The 22,538-nt window shown below is 38.0% G+C and carries 17 protein-coding genes; all 17 read left to right on the forward strand.

Going from position 1 to position 22,538, the window contains the following annotated elements:
• The first annotated feature begins 2 nt into the window (after positions 1-2).
• The gene (locus ACMGGO_RS06970) at positions 3-578 is read left to right on the forward strand and encodes a hypothetical protein (protein WP_420281714.1); all 576 of its coding nucleotides are present in this window, start codon (positions 3-5) and stop codon (positions 576-578) included.
• A 9-nt stretch (positions 579-587) separates the two neighbouring features.
• Positions 588-3,320: a hypothetical protein gene (locus ACMGGO_RS06975; RefSeq protein ID WP_420281715.1), complete on the forward strand. Its 2,733-nt coding sequence runs from the start codon at positions 588-590 to the stop codon at positions 3,318-3,320.
• Position 3,321: 1 nt separating this feature from the next.
• Positions 3,322-3,633, forward strand: a complete 312-nt coding sequence (locus ACMGGO_RS06980; protein ID WP_420281716.1) for a hypothetical protein — start codon at positions 3,322-3,324, stop codon at positions 3,631-3,633.
• Positions 3,630-3,806, forward strand: a complete 177-nt coding sequence (locus ACMGGO_RS06985; protein WP_420281717.1) for a hypothetical protein — start codon at positions 3,630-3,632, stop codon at positions 3,804-3,806. The genes ACMGGO_RS06980 and ACMGGO_RS06985 overlap by 4 nt, the downstream gene beginning before the upstream one ends.
• A 72-nt stretch (positions 3,807-3,878) precedes the next feature.
• Positions 3,879-5,003, forward strand: coding sequence for a pyocin knob domain-containing protein (locus ACMGGO_RS06990; protein WP_420281718.1), 1,125 nt, complete (start codon positions 3,879-3,881; stop codon positions 5,001-5,003).
• Between the two features lie 16 nt (positions 5,004-5,019).
• Positions 5,020-5,406 (forward strand): hypothetical protein, encoded by a 387-nt coding sequence (locus tag ACMGGO_RS06995; RefSeq protein ID WP_420281719.1) that lies wholly within the window; start codon positions 5,020-5,022, stop codon positions 5,404-5,406.
• Between the two features lie 19 nt (positions 5,407-5,425).
• The gene (locus tag ACMGGO_RS07000; protein ID WP_420281720.1) at positions 5,426-5,617 is read left to right on the forward strand and encodes a hypothetical protein; all 192 of its coding nucleotides are present in this window, start codon (positions 5,426-5,428) and stop codon (positions 5,615-5,617) included.
• A 249-nt stretch (positions 5,618-5,866) separates the two neighbouring features.
• The gene (locus tag ACMGGO_RS07005) at positions 5,867-6,448 is read left to right on the forward strand and encodes a hypothetical protein (RefSeq protein WP_420281721.1); all 582 of its coding nucleotides are present in this window, start codon (positions 5,867-5,869) and stop codon (positions 6,446-6,448) included.
• A complete protein-coding gene (locus ACMGGO_RS07010) occupies positions 6,441-7,865 on the forward strand; it encodes a hypothetical protein (protein WP_420281722.1) in 1,425 nt (474 codons plus the stop codon). Before ACMGGO_RS07005 ends, ACMGGO_RS07010 begins: the two co-directional genes overlap by 8 nt.
• A gap of 1 nt (position 7,866) precedes the next feature.
• A complete protein-coding gene (locus ACMGGO_RS07015; protein ID WP_301254036.1) occupies positions 7,867-8,925 on the forward strand; it encodes a hypothetical protein in 1,059 nt (352 codons plus the stop codon).
• A 16-nt stretch (positions 8,926-8,941) separates the two neighbouring features.
• The gene (locus ACMGGO_RS07020; RefSeq protein ID WP_420281723.1) at positions 8,942-9,373 is read left to right on the forward strand and encodes a hypothetical protein; all 432 of its coding nucleotides are present in this window, start codon (positions 8,942-8,944) and stop codon (positions 9,371-9,373) included.
• Between the two features lie 45 nt (positions 9,374-9,418).
• Positions 9,419-11,098 (forward strand): hypothetical protein, encoded by a 1,680-nt coding sequence (locus tag ACMGGO_RS07025; protein ID WP_420281724.1) that lies wholly within the window; start codon positions 9,419-9,421, stop codon positions 11,096-11,098.
• Positions 11,079-11,705, forward strand: a complete 627-nt coding sequence (locus ACMGGO_RS07030) for a hypothetical protein (protein WP_420282318.1) — start codon at positions 11,079-11,081, stop codon at positions 11,703-11,705. Before ACMGGO_RS07025 ends, ACMGGO_RS07030 begins: the two co-directional genes overlap by 20 nt.
• A gap of 39 nt (positions 11,706-11,744) precedes the next feature.
• Positions 11,745-20,969 carry an LPD38 domain-containing protein gene (locus ACMGGO_RS07035; protein ID WP_420281725.1) on the forward strand — a complete coding sequence of 3,075 codons (9,225 nt, stop codon included), beginning with the start codon at positions 11,745-11,747 and terminating at the stop codon, positions 20,967-20,969.
• Positions 20,970-21,148: 179 nt separating this feature from the next.
• On the forward strand, positions 21,149-21,424 hold the full coding sequence (locus tag ACMGGO_RS07040; RefSeq protein ID WP_420281726.1) for a hypothetical protein: 276 nt from the start codon (positions 21,149-21,151) through the stop codon (positions 21,422-21,424).
• A 2-nt stretch (positions 21,425-21,426) separates the two neighbouring features.
• The gene (locus ACMGGO_RS07045) at positions 21,427-21,690 is read left to right on the forward strand and encodes a phage holin (RefSeq protein ID WP_420281727.1); all 264 of its coding nucleotides are present in this window, start codon (positions 21,427-21,429) and stop codon (positions 21,688-21,690) included.
• Positions 21,687-22,484 (forward strand): N-acetylmuramoyl-L-alanine amidase, encoded by a 798-nt coding sequence (locus tag ACMGGO_RS07050; RefSeq protein ID WP_420281728.1) that lies wholly within the window; start codon positions 21,687-21,689, stop codon positions 22,482-22,484. The genes ACMGGO_RS07045 and ACMGGO_RS07050 overlap by 4 nt, the downstream gene beginning before the upstream one ends.
• The last annotated feature ends 54 nt before the right edge of the window (positions 22,485-22,538 follow it).

Raw genomic sequence — 22,538 nt, forward strand, 5'->3', positions numbered from 1 at the left:
AGATGAAGTTGAAGGATATTTTGCTGGATGTAAATTTGATGATTCCGAATAGCATTAGCGACGAAATTAAAGTGCGTTGGCTCAATGAAACGCAACGGCAATTGTATCGTGATTTTGGCTTTCCAGATACATCTTACGGCTTTGCTCAACAACCTTATGTAGACATATACCCTCTCCCTGATAATTGTTCCAGGGAGAGGATTTTAAGTGTAACAGTTGATGATTTGGAGTATGACTATGTTTCTATGACCGAAGATGTAAAAGGTAGATGTTGGACGATGATTAACGATAACATTTGGTTTTATCCTATGCCTGTAAAAGAAAAGCAAGTATTTATTGTATATAAGCCTGAACCTAGAGATATGCGATTAGACATGCAAGAAGAAGAACCTGAATTTCCAAAAGACTTTCATGAGATTTTAATGTATGGTGTAGCGTTTCGAGTGGCACGATCACTACAGCTTTTAGATGTAAGCGGGCAAATACAGCAACAAATGTATGGGCTGCAAGAAGAAGCTAAAAAGAAGCTACGACCAAATAATCGAAAGAGAGTTGTACAAACAAGAGTATGGAGGTAGGTGAGAAGTATGACAAAGGTAGCTGCTGCTACAAGTAAATCAGCACAAGAGTTGCTAAGGTATCAACAAAATAATGGTTACTTAAACGATGTCAGATTAGAGTCGTTTGGCTTTTTCTTGGACAACTATGTTATCTATGGTGGGGATTTAACGTTTGATAAAGTAGATGCTTATAAGCTTTTGTTAAGTGAGGGTATTATTTCTTTAAATGACCAACTGTGGAGAGCGTTTATTAAAGAGTTTCGTATCAATAAATACAACACAACGTACTATGTAGGCTTTTTGCATGAGAAAGGCTATGTTATTGGAGAGACAGAGCCAGCCGAAAACTATATGCGATTATGGACCATACCAGTAGATGCTAACGGTGTTATTGGTGTACCTATTGACCATCGAAATATGTACGGATATTTGAAATTTAAAGCTAAGTATGATGGCGTTTATTTAAATGTAGACGAGGTTCAACAAGCTATAACTAATGCTAATAGTGCTGCTGACAAGGCTAATGAAGCTGCGTCGGATGTGCAAGGTGCTGTAGATGAAGCAAAGAGGGCTGTGAATCAAGCGAATGAAGCGGTTGTTAAAACAGAAACCGTACTTAAAAATGTAAGTTCATCATTAAGTCTATTGGATAAATCTATAGAAGATGCCAATAAAGCAATAGGTGAATCGAATACAGCTACAGCAAGTGCAAAACAAGCTGCACAAGATGCAATTTCTGCAAAAGATAATTTAAGTAATGCAGTTAATGAAAAAATAAATCAAACGGATACTGCTATAAAAAATGCAAATGATGCAGCAGGGGTAGCTAATCAAGCATCTGAATCTATTAAAGGTTGGGGTAACAAACGCCAGTGGAATAAAGAACAATATTACGAAAAAAACAATATTGTGACTTATAATGGCTCAACATGGCAAGCTTTGCGACCAAACAAAGGTGTTGTACCAGTAGAGGGAGAAGATTGGACGTGTCTTGCTCAAAAAGGTGTAGATGGTACGGGAGCGGTAAGCTCTGTTAATGGGAATTTTCCAGATGAAAACGGCAATGTCGAGTTAGATATTCAGCAAGGTACTGTACAAAAGGTTAATGGAAAAATCCCTGATGGTACAGGGGAAGTTACATTGGTTGCTAGCGATTTAGGTGAAATGTCTGGCGATCAATTAACAAATGAATCAGTTAGCCTTGCAAAACTGGCTCAAGATGTACAGGATGCGATTAAAAAATCAGGAGGTAATAGCTACTTTATTCCTTATCCTCTATCTGCAACAATCGAGAATCAAAAGACATGGGACTTACCCGCAAATAGTTACGATGCAGCAACAGACTCGCTTCTGGTGTTCCATAATAGGGGAATCTTAGACAATGAATCGTGGACAATCACTGGTGACGCTGGTACAGGATATACACTAGTAATTCCTGAAAACCCTATTCTAAAAATTGAAGATAACAATGTATTAATAATCGTGCTGAAAAATACCCCTAGCGAAGTTCCTGCGAGCATTTCAGGCGCATTATTAACACCTAACTCGGTTGGGTTAGAAAAGCTTGGACAGGACGTTAAAGATGCTTTAAATAATGGCAGTAGTATTGAAATTGTTAATAACCTAATTGATGGCGGGATTGATAAAGTATTATCTGCTGAAATGGGGAAAGTATTGAAAAATGAGGTTGATGGAAACAGTGAAACTGTAAAGAATTTAGAACAAACTGTTTCTCAAAATCAACAAGTGATAACTGAAAAAGTGGAAAATTTACAGCAAACTGTATCAAACAATCAGGAAGTTGTTACTGAACATTTGGGACAAAGTGTAACTAGTGAGGATGGAGCACATGACATCCGTTACATTAATGATAAATTAGAAATTAAGAATGGCTCAGATTGGTCAGAAATTGAAATCGGTAAAGCAAACGCTAGGGGTACTCAATCTATTAGTCCTAACCACGCTATCAGACGTTTCCCTGTGTTTAGTGGTTGGGCTAACGACACTACGGCTGAGTCGCTATGGTTAGTCATGGACGACTTAGACCTAAGAGGTCAGTTTATTGTTAGAGGAGCTATAGGTAACACGCCAGCTTCAGCCGACTTAGGAGGCTTTGAATACTCTTTGCAAGTTCAGAGGAACGCTGGTACTAACACGCAAGAACCAAACGAGCCTGAAATTTTATATTACAGTACCTATATGAGTGCACGTTTCAATATCCTAGGTCAAGCTACTATTCAGCAGACTTTTCAACCTGTTATACCTATCACTAAACGTAGGTTTGCTGCACCACTTTATATAGAAATTGAATACATGACAGTCAACGGAAATGCTTTCGATGTCTTAGACTCTATTGAGTTCCAGCTACAGCCTCCACAGGTGGCACCTAACACTGACCCTCAACAAGTGTCACTTTTTAAAGACGTAGCTGGAAAAGCAAACAAAGTACAGGAGAACTTCATACGAGCAGTTTTAGACATGGGTACACAAGACTCTACTTATCCCATATCGTACTACAAAGACAGTTTAGATAGAGTACATGTTGAAGGACAGGCACAAGCAAACGGTTCAGGTATGATAGCTTTTACGATGCCTGTAGGGTACAGACCAAAAGTAGCTACACAAGTAGTAGTTCCTCAGACTACAAGCCCTGTAGGTATGAAAACTATGTCAGTACAGGTCAATGGTTATTTAATAATTTCGGGGCTTACTGCTAGTTCGTTCGCATCGTTCAATTTTAGTTACAGGGTAGGTGCTTAATATGAAAAAACATGTATATGAAATAGACGAAATGGGATTTCTCAAAGAAGTTTATTTAGCGGATGTGGATAGCGAAGGAAACATTTTAGATGAAGATAAGCAGGGTTTTATTACAGTCGATTATCCTAGTGGATTATGGAAAAGAAAATGGACAGGTTCAGAATGGATTGAAGGCGAGTCGGAAGAAGAAAAGGCTGAACGTGAAGCAAAACAATTGCTTGAATCATTAAAACCTACACCTGAAGAAGTTGCCAATGCCGAATTAGAAATTAAAATGTTAACCATGTTAACTGACTTGGGGGTTGTACAATGATGGAAGAAAAACATCTTGAAGGATTAACAGAAGTGAAAAAACGGTTGGTCAAAGCTTATGCTACAAGTGTCATGGGTGAAGTACGTACAGTTGAAGATGTTAAACCAGAAGATCTTCAGCATTATGTGGTGCTAGAAATTGCAGAGCGAGAGATTGCTGCTCTAACTAAATAATCGTTCCATATTGTTACGTAAACGCTAATTTATAGCGTTTTTTTATTTGAGAAAAAGGGAGTGAAAGAACGAATGAAATGGAAGGGCAATCAAACAACGTGGGACGAATTTTCACCATCATTGCAAAGGAAGTTAGAGACCATGATTGGTGAGAAAGGAGAGCCTGGTGAACAAGGACCACCAGGACCAGAAGGACCGCCAGGACCAGAGGGACCACCAGGTAAGGACGCTGACCTTACAGAAGTTAGTCAAGAAATAGAAAATTTACAACGGACGGTCAATGAAAATCAACAAGTAGTTAATGGACATTTGGAGCAAATAATTAATTCGCAAATGATAGTCAACGGAAAGGCAACTGAATACAACGGAGACTATAATTTACTAAAAAAATCTGGGTGGTACAACGGTTCGCACTCGTGGGGAGCAAAAAATCTACCGCCAACAGGACCAGCCTCATATCTAGTAGAAGTAATAGCATGGAGTGGATATAGTGAAGGCTCGGTCACTCAATTCGCCCGTTCTTCAAACAAACCAGAAGTTACATGGTTCAGACAAGGATTCGCCAACGGTAACTGGAACCCATGGACTAGGGTAACTGATACTCTATACAACATCTATGTTGATCCAGTGAATGGCGTAGACGAAGACGGTAAAGGGTGGTCAAATGGAGCCGATGCATATAAGACCTTAGGGTATGCACTGGGGAAATTACCTAGATTGTCAGGATATGAAACGACTCTAACACTAGCCGCAGGTACGTATTCGACCCTTAACCTCTCTAATTATAGAGGTGGGCTTCTTACTGTAAGAGGAGCTGGGGCAACTACAGTGATAGATTGGGTTATGTTCTCACATATTGACAATCTACAATTAAGGGACTTCAATGCCGTAATGGGTCTTGATTTACGAGGAGTAAATAATTTTTCTATACAAAATGTCAACAGCCCATATGGAACGGATGGTCACGGGGTCTACTGCTTGGCATCATCTGGTATGATTTCTATGTCTACTTACAGTAGCAAGACATCTGGTGCTGGAATCAAGCTAGATAATGGGTCAAATGTTGTACTAGATACAGTGTCTGGTTCGGGTAACAAAATTGGAATCGACGTAGAATTATCAATATGTAGAAAACGGGCATCGTCAATCACAGGTACGACACCAACACGAGCCCTCAATGGTGGTCAGATTTTATAAGGAAGGAGGCTCACTGATGGCAGTAGCAATTTTATATCTTAAAGAAAGCAGCACTATCCATGACTTTCACGACAATATAATTGTGTTAAATGGCAACAGATTAGAATATGCTGGCGGTTATGTGGAAGGGTGGAGAGATGAAGAAGTTGGCATAATCATCACAGAAGATCTCACGCTAGATATAGAGATTGTTGTGGAGAAAATCCTAAATGATGACGGTGAGGAGATTGGAAATCATACACAACGAATTTACTCAATGAAGGATGCAGCAGGAAATACCTACGTAGTTGGTGATGAAGTTCCAGAGGTCGTTGATTTAAAAGACCAGTATGTATATGTAGATAAAATGAGTCAACGTATAGCAGACTTAGAACTAATGATTGCTGAATTAATCGTACTTTAAATAAAAGGAGTTGGCGGAGATGATATTAGCTGATTACAAAGTTAGAATTATTGCAAACGCATGTATTACACGTTACACAAGAGGCGAAACGGATATACAAGAAGTTTTAAACAGCTATAAACTATCCGAAGAAAATGAAAACCTTGTACTTGCGCAAATTTATGCTTTTAGAGCAGATATTGAACAAATCCCAAATACTAGAGGTGTTTAATCGTTCCTTATAGAATTTCAAAATGAATAATAGCGAATATTTATTCTATACAGCTTCCCAAAAGTACAATTATGTAAACTAGAACAGCTATTAAAACGTTGTTAAATCAATGTTTTGCAACTTAGTTAAAAGTGATGTTTATGCAGTATTTTATGCATGGCGTTCAAACATAGTATTTACGTATGGTTACTTTTTGTAACTATAACAGTACGATTGATAAAGAATGTATAAAAGAATGGGGGTGTGATAGTGCTCACCTTGCAACAAATTATCAAGGAAGCAGACGTGCGAGTACCTAATCCGTTCGATGCTGCTCAAAAAATTTCTTGGTTGAATGAGATTAACGTAGAATTTTTTGAAATAGTACGTATTCCGAAAGTGTTTCGTTTCATGGTTAATGGAGGAACAGACACCTATGCATTACCTGCTTCAATCAGAAGTCATGCTGTTGAGAGTGTTCGAAATCAAGCTGTGATGTACGAATCAATCCAGTATGAAAAAGTGCAACCTGGTCGCAATTATTGGAATTTAGATGATGACACGCATCAATTAACATTATTCCCAAGACCAACTATAAATGCTGAAGCAATAATTAATTATCGCAAAAAAACGGAGTCAATCTATTTAACAACCGATTTATCAGCAAAACCAGATGCGCCAGCGGAGTTTCATTATGCATATATATTAGGTTTATGTGAACGTATTGCTAAAGCAATGAATGATGTAACTCTGGCTAATAATTATGCTAACGACTATCGAGGTCAATTAAGTGTGGCGCAAGAAAGATATAAAAATCGTTCAGAAATGTCAGGAGGTGGCGGAGGTGGTTAATCCTCAACGTGCCTGGGGAGAAATTCAAGGGGTTCAATCACCAGAAATCATCCGTCATTTTGGGGGCTTTAGTTCAGGTGATGCTTTTTCTTTGAATGATAATGTAATGGTCAAAAATAAAAACATTAGTTCCAAAGGTGTCCCTGCTGCTAAAGTGCGTGCTGGATTTACTAAATTAGGAACATTAGTTGCCCCAGTGATGGGGATTGGCTTGCATAAAGAAAACCAACTGAATGTAATTTCAGGTGGTGTTTGGAAGAGGTGGAATGGTTCATCATGGAATGATTTAGCTTCAGGTCTTAATGGTAGTGCAAAATGGAGCTTCACCAATTTCAAAGGTAATTTTTCGGATGTGGCTCTGATTGCATCCAATGGGATTGATCCCGTGAAAGTATATGATGGAGCGACGCTATCTAACTTAGAAAATGCACCATCGGGCTTAAACTTTGTAACGAGTCATGAGAACCGATTGTATGGTGCTGTTAGAAATGAGCTGCATTATTCTGCTTTGAGAAAACCTACAGATTGGAACACGGTAGACCAATCAGGGCAAATTGTAATTGAAAATAAGGGTGGAGAGAATATAAGTTGTGTAGTAGGAGGTACAGGGAAAATTGTTGTATTTTTGCCTCACTCAATGCACGAATTATATGGAACAGGACCGATTAATTTTCGATTACAAGTAATAACTGAAGAAATAGGATGCGTATGTCATCAAAGTGCCGTCATGGTAGGAGGAATTTTGTTTTTCCTTTCGCATGACGGCATTTATCGTTATGCTGGGGGCGCAGTTCCAAAAAGAGATTTTTCTTTAAAAGTTCAAGAGATAGTAAATCGTATTAATAAAAATGCTTGGTCTGCTGTAGCTGCTGGAACAGATGGGGAGCGATATTATATTAGTCTGCCACTCGATAATGCAACAGAACCGAACATAACACTGGAATATGACCCTGCTTATGATATTTGGAATGTGTGGGACGTGGGGCATGTTCCGACTGCTTATGGCAGAAATCAAGGGAATATGGTTATTGGTGTGAGGGAAAATGCGGTGTTGCAAATGGGCGGTACAAATGATGCAGGGATTGCAACGCCATATATGTTAGAGACAAAACCATTTTCATATGGCTCTCTAGCTGCCCATGCTCGATTGTATCGCTTATGGATTGTAGCAGATGTGCCAATTGGAGCAACCATGAATGTATATATATCAAACAAAGAACAAGGTGATACAGATTGGTCTTTAGTTAAAACAATAAGTTCTAACACAGCTATTGTAGCTACGCCAATTCATATTCCAGTTGATAAAAGTTTTTATGCAAATTGGGTACGGATAAAGATTGAAGGGCAAGGGCAAGTGGTTATTCATGAAATAGCTCGACAATCGAGAATGTTCCGTTTTGGAATAGGAGGGGGTTAATATGCCTGTTCCTGGGTTTTCGCCTGTTGTTGGTACAAACATAGAGGAAATTGTTGATTCTTTAGAAAAGCAACGGAAAGAGCTTAATTGGCTATTACAATCGTTAGATACCTCGAATGTTAAAGAGCTAAATGCAGAGGTTATTAATGCAGGACGTATTAATGCTAAACATATAAGGATTGGTTCGGATACGGAATTTGAAGATGGCTATGATACTCGTGCTCTGTTTGAAGTAACGAACGATAGAATTACAGCAAGTGTAGAATCTATAAATGGTCAGATAGCAACTTTAACAATTGAATCAAACCAGATTAAGACAAGTGTAGTCGATTTAGAAAATAATTTATCATCTAAAATTACTCAAACAGCAAGTAGCATTAGAAGTGAAGTTGAAGCACAGGTTACAACTATTAACGGAAATATAGCTACAACTAACTATAACGTTTCTATGGTCAACCAAAAAGCGGATGAAATAAGATCAACTGTTTCATCTCAATCGACGTCTATATCCAATTTAGGGACACGTGTAAGTAGTGCGGAATCAACTATAAGTCAACAATCGTGGCAAATTAGTCAAAAGGTGTCCCAAACGGACTACAACGGTAACACTATCGCATCTTTAATTAATCAGACGGCATATTCAGTTAAAATTCAAGCTGCAAATATTGATTTAACTGGTGCTGTAATGGTCCATGGTAGTATTGAAGGTTCTACAGATATTCGAATAAATAGAGATGCTTATATTGGGAACAACTTAAATCTTGGTGTAGATAGTGGTTGGGGTACTAAATCTGTAAACTTTGGTTCGGGTTCTAATATAACCTACAACGGCAGTTATTTAGAATTATCTTCACTTAATGTCCGATTAAATGGTACTAACAATGAAATGAATGGCTACAACACTATTTATGGCACATTGAATATTCCATATACTACAAATTTAGTGGGTGTTGTAAGAGCAGAGTCATCGGGTCTTGGTATCTCTTATTCAGATTCAGGTGGAGGTTACTTATACGTAAAAGTAAATGGAAGAACAGTTGGGTCAGTTAAACTATCATAAAAGGAGAGTTATTAAAATGGAAGAATATGTTATATTGATGCTAAACGATAGTGCTCCAGTAAAGGTTATGGGTGTAAATTTAAAAATGTTAGAAACGTTAATTAATAAACCAGAATCTATTGCTGTCAGAATAGGTAAAAAGAGCATGGTTAAAAATTTGATTGCTGCGGTTGTGAAAATGGATTCAATTGCGGAGACGGTTGACCGAAACTTTAAAATAGTGGTAAGAGATACACCTTTCTATACTTCAGCTCAATCAGATACAATTTTAGATACATTAACAAACGACATCAATAAAAAAGCGTTTGCTCTTGTTAATGATGAAATATTAATTAACCGTGGTTGTTATCAATATGCTGAATATGATGACAAAACAGTTGAAGAAAGTGAAGTTGTGCAGGGAGAAACAATTATAGATAACAAAGAAGAAACGCAAGCAGATGCTTAGCGTTATTTTTATTTTTAAGCAGGATTATAAAGGAAGGTGAGCATAATGGTCGTTAATAATGCGGGGTTAATCCAAAATAGTTTAAAGGCTGCGCAACAAAGGTTTAAAGAAGTTAAAGAAAAAAAGGCACAAACGCAAGTGAATAGTGCTAATAGTGGTTTATCGTCAAATAATCAAAGCTCCATAAATAACTCATTACCTAACCAAAACGCCCAACCTGTCCCTACTGCTCCGCCTGTCAATGAACGATGGCAATCTAAGCAGACAATACCAGATTATCTAGGTATGACACCAGATATGATTCAAAAAGCTTTGGCAGGGGCTACAAGTGGCTCTCAATACTATGACCCAGACCAAGACCCTGTTTATAAGTCTATGCTTGAATTGAGTCAGAAACAAGCAGATGCGGCAGGATTACAGGCTATGGAATTACTTAACGAACGAGGTATTTTAAATAGTGCTGTTACTACAGACCGTTTAGGACAAATAAAACAAGGGGCATCGGATGCGGTATTAGCATCAATTCCAAGTCTTGCGGCAAACTTCAATAATAAACAATCGCAAAATGCAGCTTCATTACAAAACCTATTAAATTCAGTAATAAGTGCAGGGCAGTTCCAACAAACTTTTGCTGAAGATAATCTTCGTTATGATAAAGGTTTTGATGAAGATAAGCGTCGGTATGATAAACAATTTGCTTTAGATGAAGCAGCGGTTACAGGTAAATATCTAACACAAGGAGCGCAAGATGCAGTACAAGCCATTTTAAATGCTAAGCGAATAGCAGAGGACCCTAGTACACCATTAGAGCAACGTAAAAAGGCAAATGCCGATGCGAATGCAGCTCGTCAGTTGCTTGTTTCACAAGGCGTGAATGTTGGCATGTTGGGTGCTGATTCTTCGTATCGCCAAGCTATGAATGCATTAAACAGTCTTGGTGGAGCGGGAATGAATACTTTGGAAAATCAGAAGATGCAAGCCAATAATGCACTTGCTGTTGGTGAAATGACAGGTAGTTATACGCCTACTGGTGCTCAATCGTTAGTGAACGAATTGCTACGATTGAAACAAGAAAATGAAAAAGGTGGTATCACTAAGAGTGAGAAACTAGGTAATTCAAATAGAGCACAACAACTACGTGCTCAATTAAGCTCGATGGGCATTAATGCAGATGCGTTATTCGGTGCGAATGTAACAGCGCAACAAGCGGCTGCTAATGCTAGTCGTATGAGTACCCAAACTGAAGCGGCACGACAATTCAATAGTGAGCTAGGATTGAAGAAAGACCAATTAGCATTTGAACGTGATTCGTTTGACCGCAAAATGAATTTTGAAGAAAGTTCATTTGATAGAAAAATGAATTTCGAGGAACAGCAAGCAATGATTGAAGCTGATTTAAAATCAAGAGGTTTAGATTTAGATGCAGCTCGCATTGAGATTGATCGCTTTGCTACACAATCAGAGGTACAGTACAAGCAACAATTAGCGGACCTTGAAATTAATGCTAAGACAGCAGAACAAAATACTAATGCAGCCATTGGTGAGGCGTTAAAGGCAAAAAGTGCAGGTGAAGCAATAGCGTTTATTGCTGAATCAGCTTCTACCTGGTCGCAAAATGGAGTCAATGTGAAAGCTGTATTAGATTCTTTGGAGTATAAGTTCCCAGGAATTAAAGACGCTGCCACATCTTCTGGTTCAAGTAATTCTGTTTACGGTACTCCCTAAGAAGTCCTCCGCCACGAGCGGAGGCTCTCATAGTGGTTTAGGTTCACTTTCTGCTAAGTACGAGTCTAGCGGTAATCCAGGTACAGTCGCACGAACAAAAGGCGATATAGGTGGAGCGTCGTATGGAACGTATCAATTAACAACAGCAAGTGGGCATGCTCAAAAGTTTGCTAATCAATATGGTGGTGCATTAAAAGGGTTAAAGGCAGGGACAGCAGCATTTGACAAAGCGTGGAAAGCGGAAGCTTCTAATAATCCTGATAAGTTCCAGGCTGCACAACATGAGTATGCTAAACAAACACATTATGACCCTGCGGCTTCTAGATTCCAAAAGGCAACGGGCATAGACCCTAGTAAAGCACCAGCAGCTATCCAAGACATGATATGGTCTATTGGTGTTCAGCATGGAGCTGGTGGAGCGTTTACAATCTTTAAAAACGCAGGAGTTAAAAGCGGGATGTCTTGGGAGGATGTTTTAAAGAAGGTTTACAATGAACGTATGAAAGTAAATATCTACTTTAAATCATCACCACAAAATATTAAAAATAGTGTTAAGAATCGTTTCCAAAGAGAATTGAATGATGCTTTATCTATGTTAAAACGTTAGCGAATTGCTAGCGTTTTTTCTTTTGAAGGAGGGATAGGGATGGCATTTAGTTATGAAGAATGGAAAAAAAGAGATAATCAACGCATTAAAGCATCAACAACATCTACGATGCCTTCGTTTGAAGAATGGAACGGTACTCGTTCAAAGGCGCAATTGCTATCGCAAGGTTTAGGAGATGCTACTTACGAAAATCATGCAGCTAGACAGTTAGCAAAAGCGATTGAAAGAACGCCAGGTGAGCGAGGGCGAGCTGCCAACACCAGAGCCTTATTGGAAGATTCTAAAAGTCATTCAACAGAACAAAATGAGAAAATCGGAAAAACCGAGAAAACTGGAAAGAAAAAAGAAAAAAAGAAAACGTTTTGGGAAAGTATGGTCGATGGTTGGAATGCTGCGAAGAAGGATACAACAGAGAACTTACCTAGTGACACATTGTTAGCGGGCACTCTTGTTCAAGGTAATAAAAACGATTCTCTTCAGGCGAAAGTAGGAACTAACTTACGTGCAGGTACAGGCGATTTTATTAAACAAATAGGTGATGCATTAAATTATGTAGGTATTGATAAAGTCGGTAAAAACGTTTCTGATTTTGGTGAAAACATTTCCGAAGGTTATGGAGAATCCTATAAAAATGGTAAGGAGTTTACTTGGTCGAATTTATTGGACCCTGAATATTATGCAACGAATGTGTCTAGACAATTACCGCAGTTAGGAACGATTTTTATTGGTGGTGGTGTTGGTTTAGGTATAAAAGGAGCGACAGCATTAACTAAATTACCTACTATCGCTAGAACGATTGCGGGGGTTGCGGGTGGTACAACAGCTATGACAACCTTAGAGAGCGCAATGGAAGCGGGTTCAGTATATGAAGAAGCAAAGAATCGTGGAATGAGTGAAAAGGCGGCAAAAGAAGCGGCAGACGAAACGTTCAAAAAGAATTTAGCTTTAACTGGAAGTACGAGTGCGCTTGAATTAGCTCTTGCTATGACTCCTTTAACAAAGGGGTTGTCTAAAGTTGGTCTGGGTCGTGTTGGTCAATTAGGAGCAGCAACAGCAGGGGGAGCATTAACGGAAGGTGTCCAAGAAGGTTTCCAAAACAAAATATCTACAGAAGCATTAGGTGATGAATTTAAGTGGACTGATCCTAACACAGTTGAGTCAATGGTCATCGGTGGATTGCTTGGAGGGGTAGGTACAGGAAGTATGTCCCTATTACAGTCTAACGGTTCACAGGGCACAGGTGAAAAGGCAGGGACACAAAATAATGCAACAAGTAGAAATACATTGGATGATATAACACAGCGGACAATTAACTCAATGTCAGACGAACGTAGAACGGAATTTGACGAGTTAGTTGATTCTGCAAGGCAAAGTGGAAAGTCGTTTTATGAAGCTCAGCTTGAAGCTTTAGAAGAAATGGCTAGTAAGTATGAGGATGTCCAAGAATCAACTGGACAAAGCGCAAGAGATTATATGATTGATAAAGAATTAGAGCGTCAATCTGGTGCTTTAAATAATGTTTCGCCTATGGAACGTAATTTAAAGGAACAAGAGAAAAGAAATACATTGGAGTATACATTCGCTGACGAATCACCTAACTATCAATTCAATCCATTTGCTTTAGCTGAAAAAGGGCAAGCAATCGAAATTCCAGGTGCTAGGCAAGCGGCATTACAGCAGCCTAATGTTACAAATCAGCAATCGACTTCACCTCTACAGGTGCTACAACAAGCTTTACGTCAAGCTCCAAATAATAATCAAACAGTCCCTTCACAAGACGTTGCTGCAACGACAGCAAGTCCCTTGCAAATCGAACAGCAGATGCCACAACAAGAGACTGGTAATGTAAATGTCCCTGCAATAACTAACCCTGCAAATGCACTTGTACAGGAACAAGATAATTCTCAATTAAAAGAAAATGCCACTAAGCAACCTAGAGGATTGATTGAAAATTTAGAAACAGGGGATGAAGTGAAGTTAAAAGGGACAAGGGCAGATACTACTTATACTGTTTTAGAAGATGACGGAGGAAAACATGTTCAAGTGGAAACTCCTAGTGGTCGAACTATTAAGGTTGCTCGTACTGCTATCGAACAAATTAACATGCGAAGAAGTGAAGCTAATGTTTTAGCTGACCCAATTGCTGACGTAGAAATTGATACTAATAACAGTATTGTAGAAGATGTACAGCAACCTTCTAATGTTAATGAAGTTAATTCACCTAATATAAAAGAGGGTGAGATTGTTGTAGAGGAAAAGAACGTAGCTAAAGGCGATATTCCTACTGATACGATAAAACGTATTGGATGGATGCGTAAAAAAATGAATGACTTAAATTACACAGCCCAGGAAATTAAAGATCAATTCATCTGGCTTAGAGATAATGCCGAGACGATTAAAGAGGATATTTACAAGCAAGTTAAAGAAAATCCGAAACATAAACGTAAACAAGAAAAAACAAAGCGTGCATTAGTTGAAGATATTTATAATGCGGCATTAGAGCGATTAGCATATGCTGATTCAGATGTAATAACTTATACTGGCGGTAATATTTTTGACTTAAAAGAAAAAAGACCTTCAAAAGCACAGCAATTGGAAGAAAAAATTAATGGTTTGGATGATGACAAGATTGGCAAACACATTGCTTCCAAAAATAAGGTTAGAGAGTCTATTAAAAGTCCTCAATCTATAGAAGATTTCCAACGAGCATCATCACAACGTAAGCTTACAGAAACAGAACAAGCTAAGTACGATGAATTACAAGCATTAAGAGAAAGGGAAAGACAAAAAGAAAAGCCATATAAAAACAATAACGAGATTGTAAAAAAAGGTAATTTCAAAATTATTAAAGACGTTGATACAAGAGATGGTTCAGATATTTGGGTTGTTCGTTTAAATGATAGAGTCTCTAAAGAAGAATTTTCGGAGATACGTAAGGATATTAAGGGTCTAGGTGGTTATTGGAGTGGTTTTAAAAAGGGATTTGTGTTCAAGTCGGACCCATCTTCAAAACTTGAAGGTTCTGTTCAAGAGGATTCAAGCGAGGATATAGCTAATGATTCTGGAACGCAAGCGCAATTAATAGCTGATAAATTACGTAATACTGCTGAAGCAATGCAAAAAACAATTGACCAAAAACGGGACGATAACCGTTTGACGAATACGGCTAGACGTGCAGCTATTGATTCAAGTATGCGAGAAGAAGCGGATATGTTAGAACGTCAGCAACAAATAATGTTCCGTATTGCTGAAGCTATTGCAAGTGGGGAAGCCACATTCTTAGACAATATAACAGCACGTACACATATTGAAACCTTGCTCCGTATTAAAAACAAAATGATTCGAGATCGAATTGACTCTAGGGAAAAAGAATTGAAAGTAAATAATCCAAATAGTTATTTGACGCCAACAGAACGTGAAAAAATTGCAAGTGAACCAATTACAGAAAGTGAAATAAATGCACTTCAATTGCCGAAACCAGAGATAAGTCTATATCAGCTAAACAAAGTTATACAAGCTAATACTGGCACAAAGGGTCTTGGTAAGGCAGCTATACGTTTGAATAAATTTTTGAAAGAAAACAAATTTAATAGTGACTTTTCTAACCAATATGCAAATGCGACAAATGTTCGTGAAGAAGTATTAAAACTAGCCGATTTCGCCATAAAAAATGATAACGAACGTTATTATGCTGAAACGTTAAAGGCTGCTTTTGATACAACAAAACGATTAGAAGCTATGAAGCTTAATACCACTCCTTCTTTGCGTTCAGGAATGCGTGAATTTTTGCGTTATGTAGATGATGTAGGAGAAAATGTGGAGCAAAAGAAAAAGGACGCACAGCGCAAGCTAGAAGCTGAATTAACGCAATCCAAAATAGAAGGTTTTTTCCCAACGCCACAACCTATTGTGGACCAAATGCTTATTGAGGCATCTATTGAACCAGGCATGAAGGTTTTAGAACCAAGTGCAGGGAAAGGGAACATAGCTGCTCGTATTCAGGAGGAACTAACTGAAGGTCAGTTAGATGTAGTGGAATGGAACAGCAAGTTAAGAAGTTACTTGAAAGAATCAAATTACAATGTTGTCGGTGAAGATTTCCTTGCTTATGAAACAGGGGGCTATGACCGTATTATCATGAATCCTCCATTTGAAAACGGTCAAGATATTGACCACGTGCGACATGCTTATGAATTGCTTGAACCAGGTGGGCGTATTGTAGCTATCATGTCTGAAGGACCATTCTTCCGTGGAGATAAAAAGGCATCATCATTCCGTGAGTGGTTAGAGGATTTGGATGGGGTATCTGAACAACTGCCGCCTAACAGCTTTAAGGATAGTGAACGTTCAACAGGCGTTGCTACACGGATAGTAACGATTGATAAGCCTTTAGAAAACAATCGAGATACATTTATAATCGAACGAGTTGACCAGAAGCCATTTGTTGTTAAACGTGGTGACAAAATTTTGCGTTACATTAGCAAAGATAATTTTGTTGAAGAAGAAGTTACTAGCATTAGTCAAAGTAAGCAAGAGATTAATGGAGTGCCTTTTGGTTATATTTATCCATTAGATTATAAAGAACAACAAGTAAAGAAAGATTCAAAAGAACCTTCGATTTCTAATGTTGTTGGCAATGCTGGAAAGGCATATACAGAAGCGGGTACAGAAATTCAATTCAATTATGAAGTAGTAGATGCACAACATTTAATAGCCTCGCATGATACAGCTTTACGTACAAATCCTGACTATCCTGCCGAGTTACAACCGAGGGATAGAAGTCGTCAAGCTTCAAAACAGCAAGTTACTACAATGGCACAAAAGTTAAATCCTGAATTGGTAGGTGAATCGGCAAAGGCTTCGGATGGCGCGCCAATCGTTTCAAAGGACTATACAGTAGAAAGCGGAAATGGACGTACTATTGCAATTCAAAAGATGTATCAAGAAAATTATGATACAGCAAATGATTATAAGTCTTATCTAGTAGATCATGCTAAAAAATATGGATTGGACAAAAATGCGATTGAGCAAATGGAACAACCTGTTTTGGTACGTGTCCGTACAAACGATGTAAACCGTCAATCGTTTGTTGAAGAAGCAAACGTATCTAACGTAGCATCTATGAGTGCTACAGAGCAAGCCATTGCGGATGCTAAAAAATTAACTAATAAAGTTATGTACTTGTTCAGTCCTTCGGAAAACGGTGATTTGAATGTAGCGAGTAACCGAGCGTTTATATCTCAATTTATACAATCGGTAGTACCGCAGAACGAACGAGGGTCATTAATGACTGCTGACGGTAATCTTAGCCAAGACGGTTTAAGACGTGTCCAAAATGCAATCCTTGCTAAAGCCTATGGTAATAATGATGCCTTGTTATTAATGATTGAATCCAATGATAACAACGTTAAAACATTAACGAATGCTATGTTGCAAGCAGCTCCAACTATCGCAAATATGAAAGAAAGCATAGATGCAGGAGCTTATTTCGACGAAGATATATCACCTGATTTTGTAGCGGCTGTAGAAAAGTTTTCGGAGTTACGAAAGGAAGGTGTAACAGTCGAAACCTTTTTAAATCAAGCTTCTTTATTTGATGATGGTCTTTCTAATGTTTCGAAACAATTATTGCAGCTATTTGATAAAGGGGTTGTGATAGAAGGAAAAGCAAGAAAAAGTACAAAGGCTTACAAGAGCTTATTAGAAGCTTATGCAGATGTATTGCAAAATGCGGGGAATCCTAATCAAATAAGTTTCTTTGAAGAAAATGCACCTGTAAAAGATGACTTATTTGAAGCGGTCCTAAAGAAAGTTAGTGCTGAAACGGATGAAGTGCAAACGGACTTGTTTAGTGACGAGAGTAGCAGTAGTGAACCAAGCGGAAGAAGTTCGAATACAGAAACCTTTGTTAGTGCAAGGCAAGGGAAACGGAAAGAAGATAAAATAAAGCCTGGTGAAACAACAAGGGCGGAAATTATTCAGTACATCAAAGATAATTTCCAAGTGCGGTTAGATGTCGGGAAATTCCGTCAAAAAGCAAAGGGTATTTATAAGAACAAATTTTCTATTATCCGTACAAAAGATTATGGTGATTTTGAAGTTATCGCTCATGAATTGGGACACCGTTTTGATATTCGTCATGGTTGGTCAAGCGACCCTGAATTAAAGCAAGAATGGATTCGTTTTGCAGAAGCGAATTTAGAACTTCCAGAGTCCATGACACCTTTGCAAAGAGCTAAAGAGGGTGTGGCAGAATATTTCCGTCAATACTTATATGCTGAAACAGAAGCTACAGTAGATTATCAAGAATTGAGTGACCGCCTACATCAAAAGGTTGAAGAAGGACTAAAGAAAAGCAAGTGGTCTAAACCATTAGAGAGTCTACAGGGTAAAATGATGGATTGGATGAACCGTGATGCGGAGCAAGAATTGCGTGGGGTTGTATCTTCCATTGGACAAGGGAAAAAGCAACGGGTGACAGCCAAACAATTTATTACTAAATGGTATTCTAGGGTTTTTGAGAAAGAGCATCCAATATACAGTGCCTTAAAACAAATAGAAAAGGAAACAGGGCTAAAATTTGAAGGGCGTTACAATGCTTATGAAATGGCGGTATTGACTCGTGGTACTGTAGCAAGAGCTGCAACATTTATAAAAAGAGAAACCTTTAATAGTGTTACTGGTGAACGTACAGGTGAGTCATTAGAAAGTATTTTGAAGGATGTTGACGATGTTGAAGCATTTGGACGCTACCTGGTAGCAAAACATGGTCTGTACTTGATTGAAAAAAAGGGGAAATCAAAAACACCTTTAAGTCCAGAATTAATGAAACAATATTTAGAGTCGGGTAGCCGTTATGAGGCACATGCTGAAAGAATTTATCAGTATCAACAAGACCTATTGCAAGTATTAGTGGACGGTAATCTAATCCCAGAAGAATTGCCAGGGAAGTTGAAAGAAGCCTATCCATATTATGTGCCATTTTATCGTGTAATGACCGAAACAGGTGAAAAGGGCAAGGGTGGTTCTGGCGGAGGAAGTAGCCAACAATTTTCTAATCAACAGCAAGGGATAAAACGTATGTCAGAGGCGGGTTCAGCAAGAAATATCATAAATCCTATCGAGAGTATTATCCGTAACACGCATCTCTATTTTGGTTTAGCTGATCGAAATGCAGTTGGCTACGCAATGGGAGAGTTAGCGAATCCTGATAGTGAGTTTGCCGCAGAGGTGACTAGGGATATCATAGAAGAAATTCCAAGTAAAATGAAACTTTATGAGGGACAAATTAAGCAAATTCAAAAGTCACTTTTAGATGCAGGCTTAGAAGCGGATATGCTAGAAGATATGGACATGGAACAAACGTTCAAAGTGTTTGAACCCATGTTCAAGCCTAGTGCGGCCAATAACGAAATATTAGTTTGGAAAGAAGGGAAACCGAAACTTTATAAAGTCCATGATGATTTACTTTATAATGCTTTAATTGCTTACGATAACCGTGCAGTTACAGAAGCATTCGGAATTTTCTTCAAACCATTTGAAAAATCAAACAACCTTATACGTTCAGGTATTACAGCGAGTCCGTATTTTACTGTACGGACATTTTGGCGTTCACTAGCTCAAATCTTAGTTAAAACAGAAGCTACAGGGTTAAATTATGTTACTCACCCAGCACGTGTAGCGAAAGCTTGGGGGTCTGTTTTGAAATCAGTATTATCAGATGTTAATTCAAAAATCCCTGAAAGTAAGGCTGTTTCTGAATGGTGGAAATCTGGTGGTGCTCAATCTACGTTTATTGCAGTAGAAAGAGAGTATCTAAACAGAGAGCTAGATAAAATCGCATTGAATAAGAAAGCTAAACATTATCTTCGTAGTATGAGGCAAGGGACTTGGAAAGAACGAAAAGCTTTAAATTGGTATTTAGCAAAATCAACGGTTAGTTTTCCATTTAAGATATTACAAACTTTTAATGATACGTTAGACCAAGCGTTGAAGTTAGCTGAATATCAAGTTGTAAAGAAACAAACAGGTAGTAAACAAAAAGCTGCCCTGGCTTCTCGTGAAGCTGACGTAGATTATAAACGTTTCGGTAGTGCTACACGAGAATTTAATAAAATCACACTATTCTTCAATGTGTCTCTGCAAGGTCCTGATAATATTGCACGAACGTTTGCAAAACACAAACTGCGTACTTCTGTACGTGCGCTTACGCTTCTTACATTACCGACGCTTTTACTCTATGCAATGAACCGTGACGATGAAGAATATCAGGAATTAGATTCATGGGAAAAGGATATGAACTGGTTAATACCGCTGGGCGGTGGTGAATTTGCAAAAATTCCAATACCATTTGAAATTGGTGTGCTTTTCAAAACAATCCCTGAAAAGTTATATGGCGAGTATTTAGATGCTCAAAAAGGTGAGGATAAACAAAGTTGGGACAAAATCTATGGAAATGCTTTATCTACAATGACACCAACTATGATGCCGACACTTGCTAACGTTTGGTATTCTTACGTAACCGAAAAGAATCTGAATTTTAAACGGGAATTTGTGCCGATGTCTCTGCAAAAGCTTCAAAAGCCTGACCAATATACCGAAAACACTTCAGAAATCATGAAGTTTTTAGGGAAGAAGTTAGATAAGTCGCCAATGACACTTGAAGAAACCTTCAAAGCACAATTTGGGCAAATGGGACAATTTTATCTATGGGGTGCGGATCAATTACTTGTAAATACAGGTGTAGTAGAAAAGCCAGATACAGAAGGATTGAAACGAAGTTACACAGAGCGTTACTTCACTTCTAGTATCAATGATGGGGGAACAAATTCGATTACACAATTTTATGAGGAACTTGATAAAAAAGAAAGGGACTATGCTTCAAATGGTACTCGATATGCTCCGCCAGAAGATTTAAAGCTATATCGCAAAGTACAAGATGATATGAAAACATTAAGGAAGCTCCGTGATGCAATGATGTATGACCGTATAAAAGATGCTGATGGTCAATCATTCTCTAAGGAAATTAAAAAAGACCATATTGAAACAATTAATACGGCACTTAGAGATATGGCAAGGATTGCACGTGCCCAGGGTGACAAGCCAAATAAATCCGAAGAAGCTATTATTAAAGACTTAGACAAAGCTGTTTTAAATAAAGATAATCTGGATAAAGCAATAATTATGCTAGAGGATTATGAAAAGTATTTGAAAGCAGTTGAAAAAGAACAGCGTCAAGAAGCGAAAAAATTACAACAGAAATAATGGTAACGGATTAATATAACCTTCCATAAATGGAGCGCTTGGAGTGCTCCATTTATGTTTATATAGATACTTTAGACACTTTCAATTTAGAAGGTGTTTTTATTATGGGCTATGAGAGTAATAGAAGTGGAATGGAGAGATTCTTGTGGCTAAAAAATGTAAAGGATAGGTGATGTCAATTGACGGTAGAATTAGGTATTGTATTAACGGTTTTATCGCTTATTGTAGCTGTGCAAGGCTATCAGCTTAATAAGAATAAAAGTATTAAAGATGATGGAAAACAATCAGCAGAGGTCAGCGCACAACTTCAATACATCAGTAAAGGCGTAGATGATATTCGGATTGATATTAAAGCTAATGAGAAACAAGTACAGGTGCTATCTGAACGTGTTACACGTGTAGAAGAATCACAAAAATCATTTCACAAACGATTAGATAAGGTGGAGGGAAAATAATCATGAAAATTAATTGGAAAGTACGATTAAAACACAAACCGTTTTTAGTATCACTATTTGCATTTTTATTATTACTGATTCAACAAGTAACAGCAGCATTTGGATACAGTTTACCTGAAGCAGTTGGCGAACAAGCTACTGCTATTTTTAATACCATTTTAAGCATTTTAATTTTATTAGGGATTGTCGTTGACCCTACAACAAGTGATGTCAATGATAGTGAACAAGCATTAAAATATGAAAAACCAAAGGGTGATGTAAAGTGAATTTTGTTATTGAAAAACGTATAATGTCGGGGCTGCCAAACTATGCATTAAAAGGAATAAGGTATGTAATTGCCCATGAATCAGGAAACCCTAACAATACAGGTCCTAAAGCATTAGAAAACGAAATTGCCTATATGAATCGGAATAAGGACAATGCATATACCTCACATTGGGTAGGTGATGGTGGTCGTATTGTACAAGTTGCACCAGTCAATAAACTGCAATATGGTTGTGGTCCAAAAGGGAATCCGTATAGTTATGCCCAGGTAGAGCTAGCAAGAACTTCTGATAAGGAGCAATTCAAAAAGGATTATGCTGCGTATATTTGGCTTTTGAGAGAGTTAGCAAAAGCAGCTAGAATCCCAGTTTTATTAGATGGTAATGGGAATGGAATAAAGTCACATCGTTGGATTTCGGATAATTTAGGTGGCACTAATCATAGAGACCCATTTTCTTATTTAGCAAGTATGGGTATTACAGAAGAACAATTCAAACTAGATATAAAAAATGGAATTAAATTAGAGGAGGATTTAACAATGAGCCAATATAAGGAACTAAAAAAAGAGAATGAACAATTAAAAAAGGATCTTGCTGAAATAAAAAAACTTATAGGAGGGAAAGCGAATCTACAATCTACTGCGGATGTAGGAGCATCCCATAAAGAAGCTTGGGCATGGGCTATTAAAGAGGGCATCATCAAGGGTGATGGAAAAAGCATGAATCCTGGTGGTGCATTAACTCGTGAACAGATGGCAACAATGCTGAAACGTTATTATGATAAAAATGTAAAATAACAGAAAAGACCAAGATAACTTTATTGTTGTCTTGGTCTTTTTTTTATTTTGTCT

The organism is Lysinibacillus sp. BNK-21 (assembly GCF_048684915.1).
Classification (GTDB): domain Bacteria; phylum Bacillota; class Bacilli; order Bacillales_A; family Planococcaceae; genus Lysinibacillus; species Lysinibacillus capsici.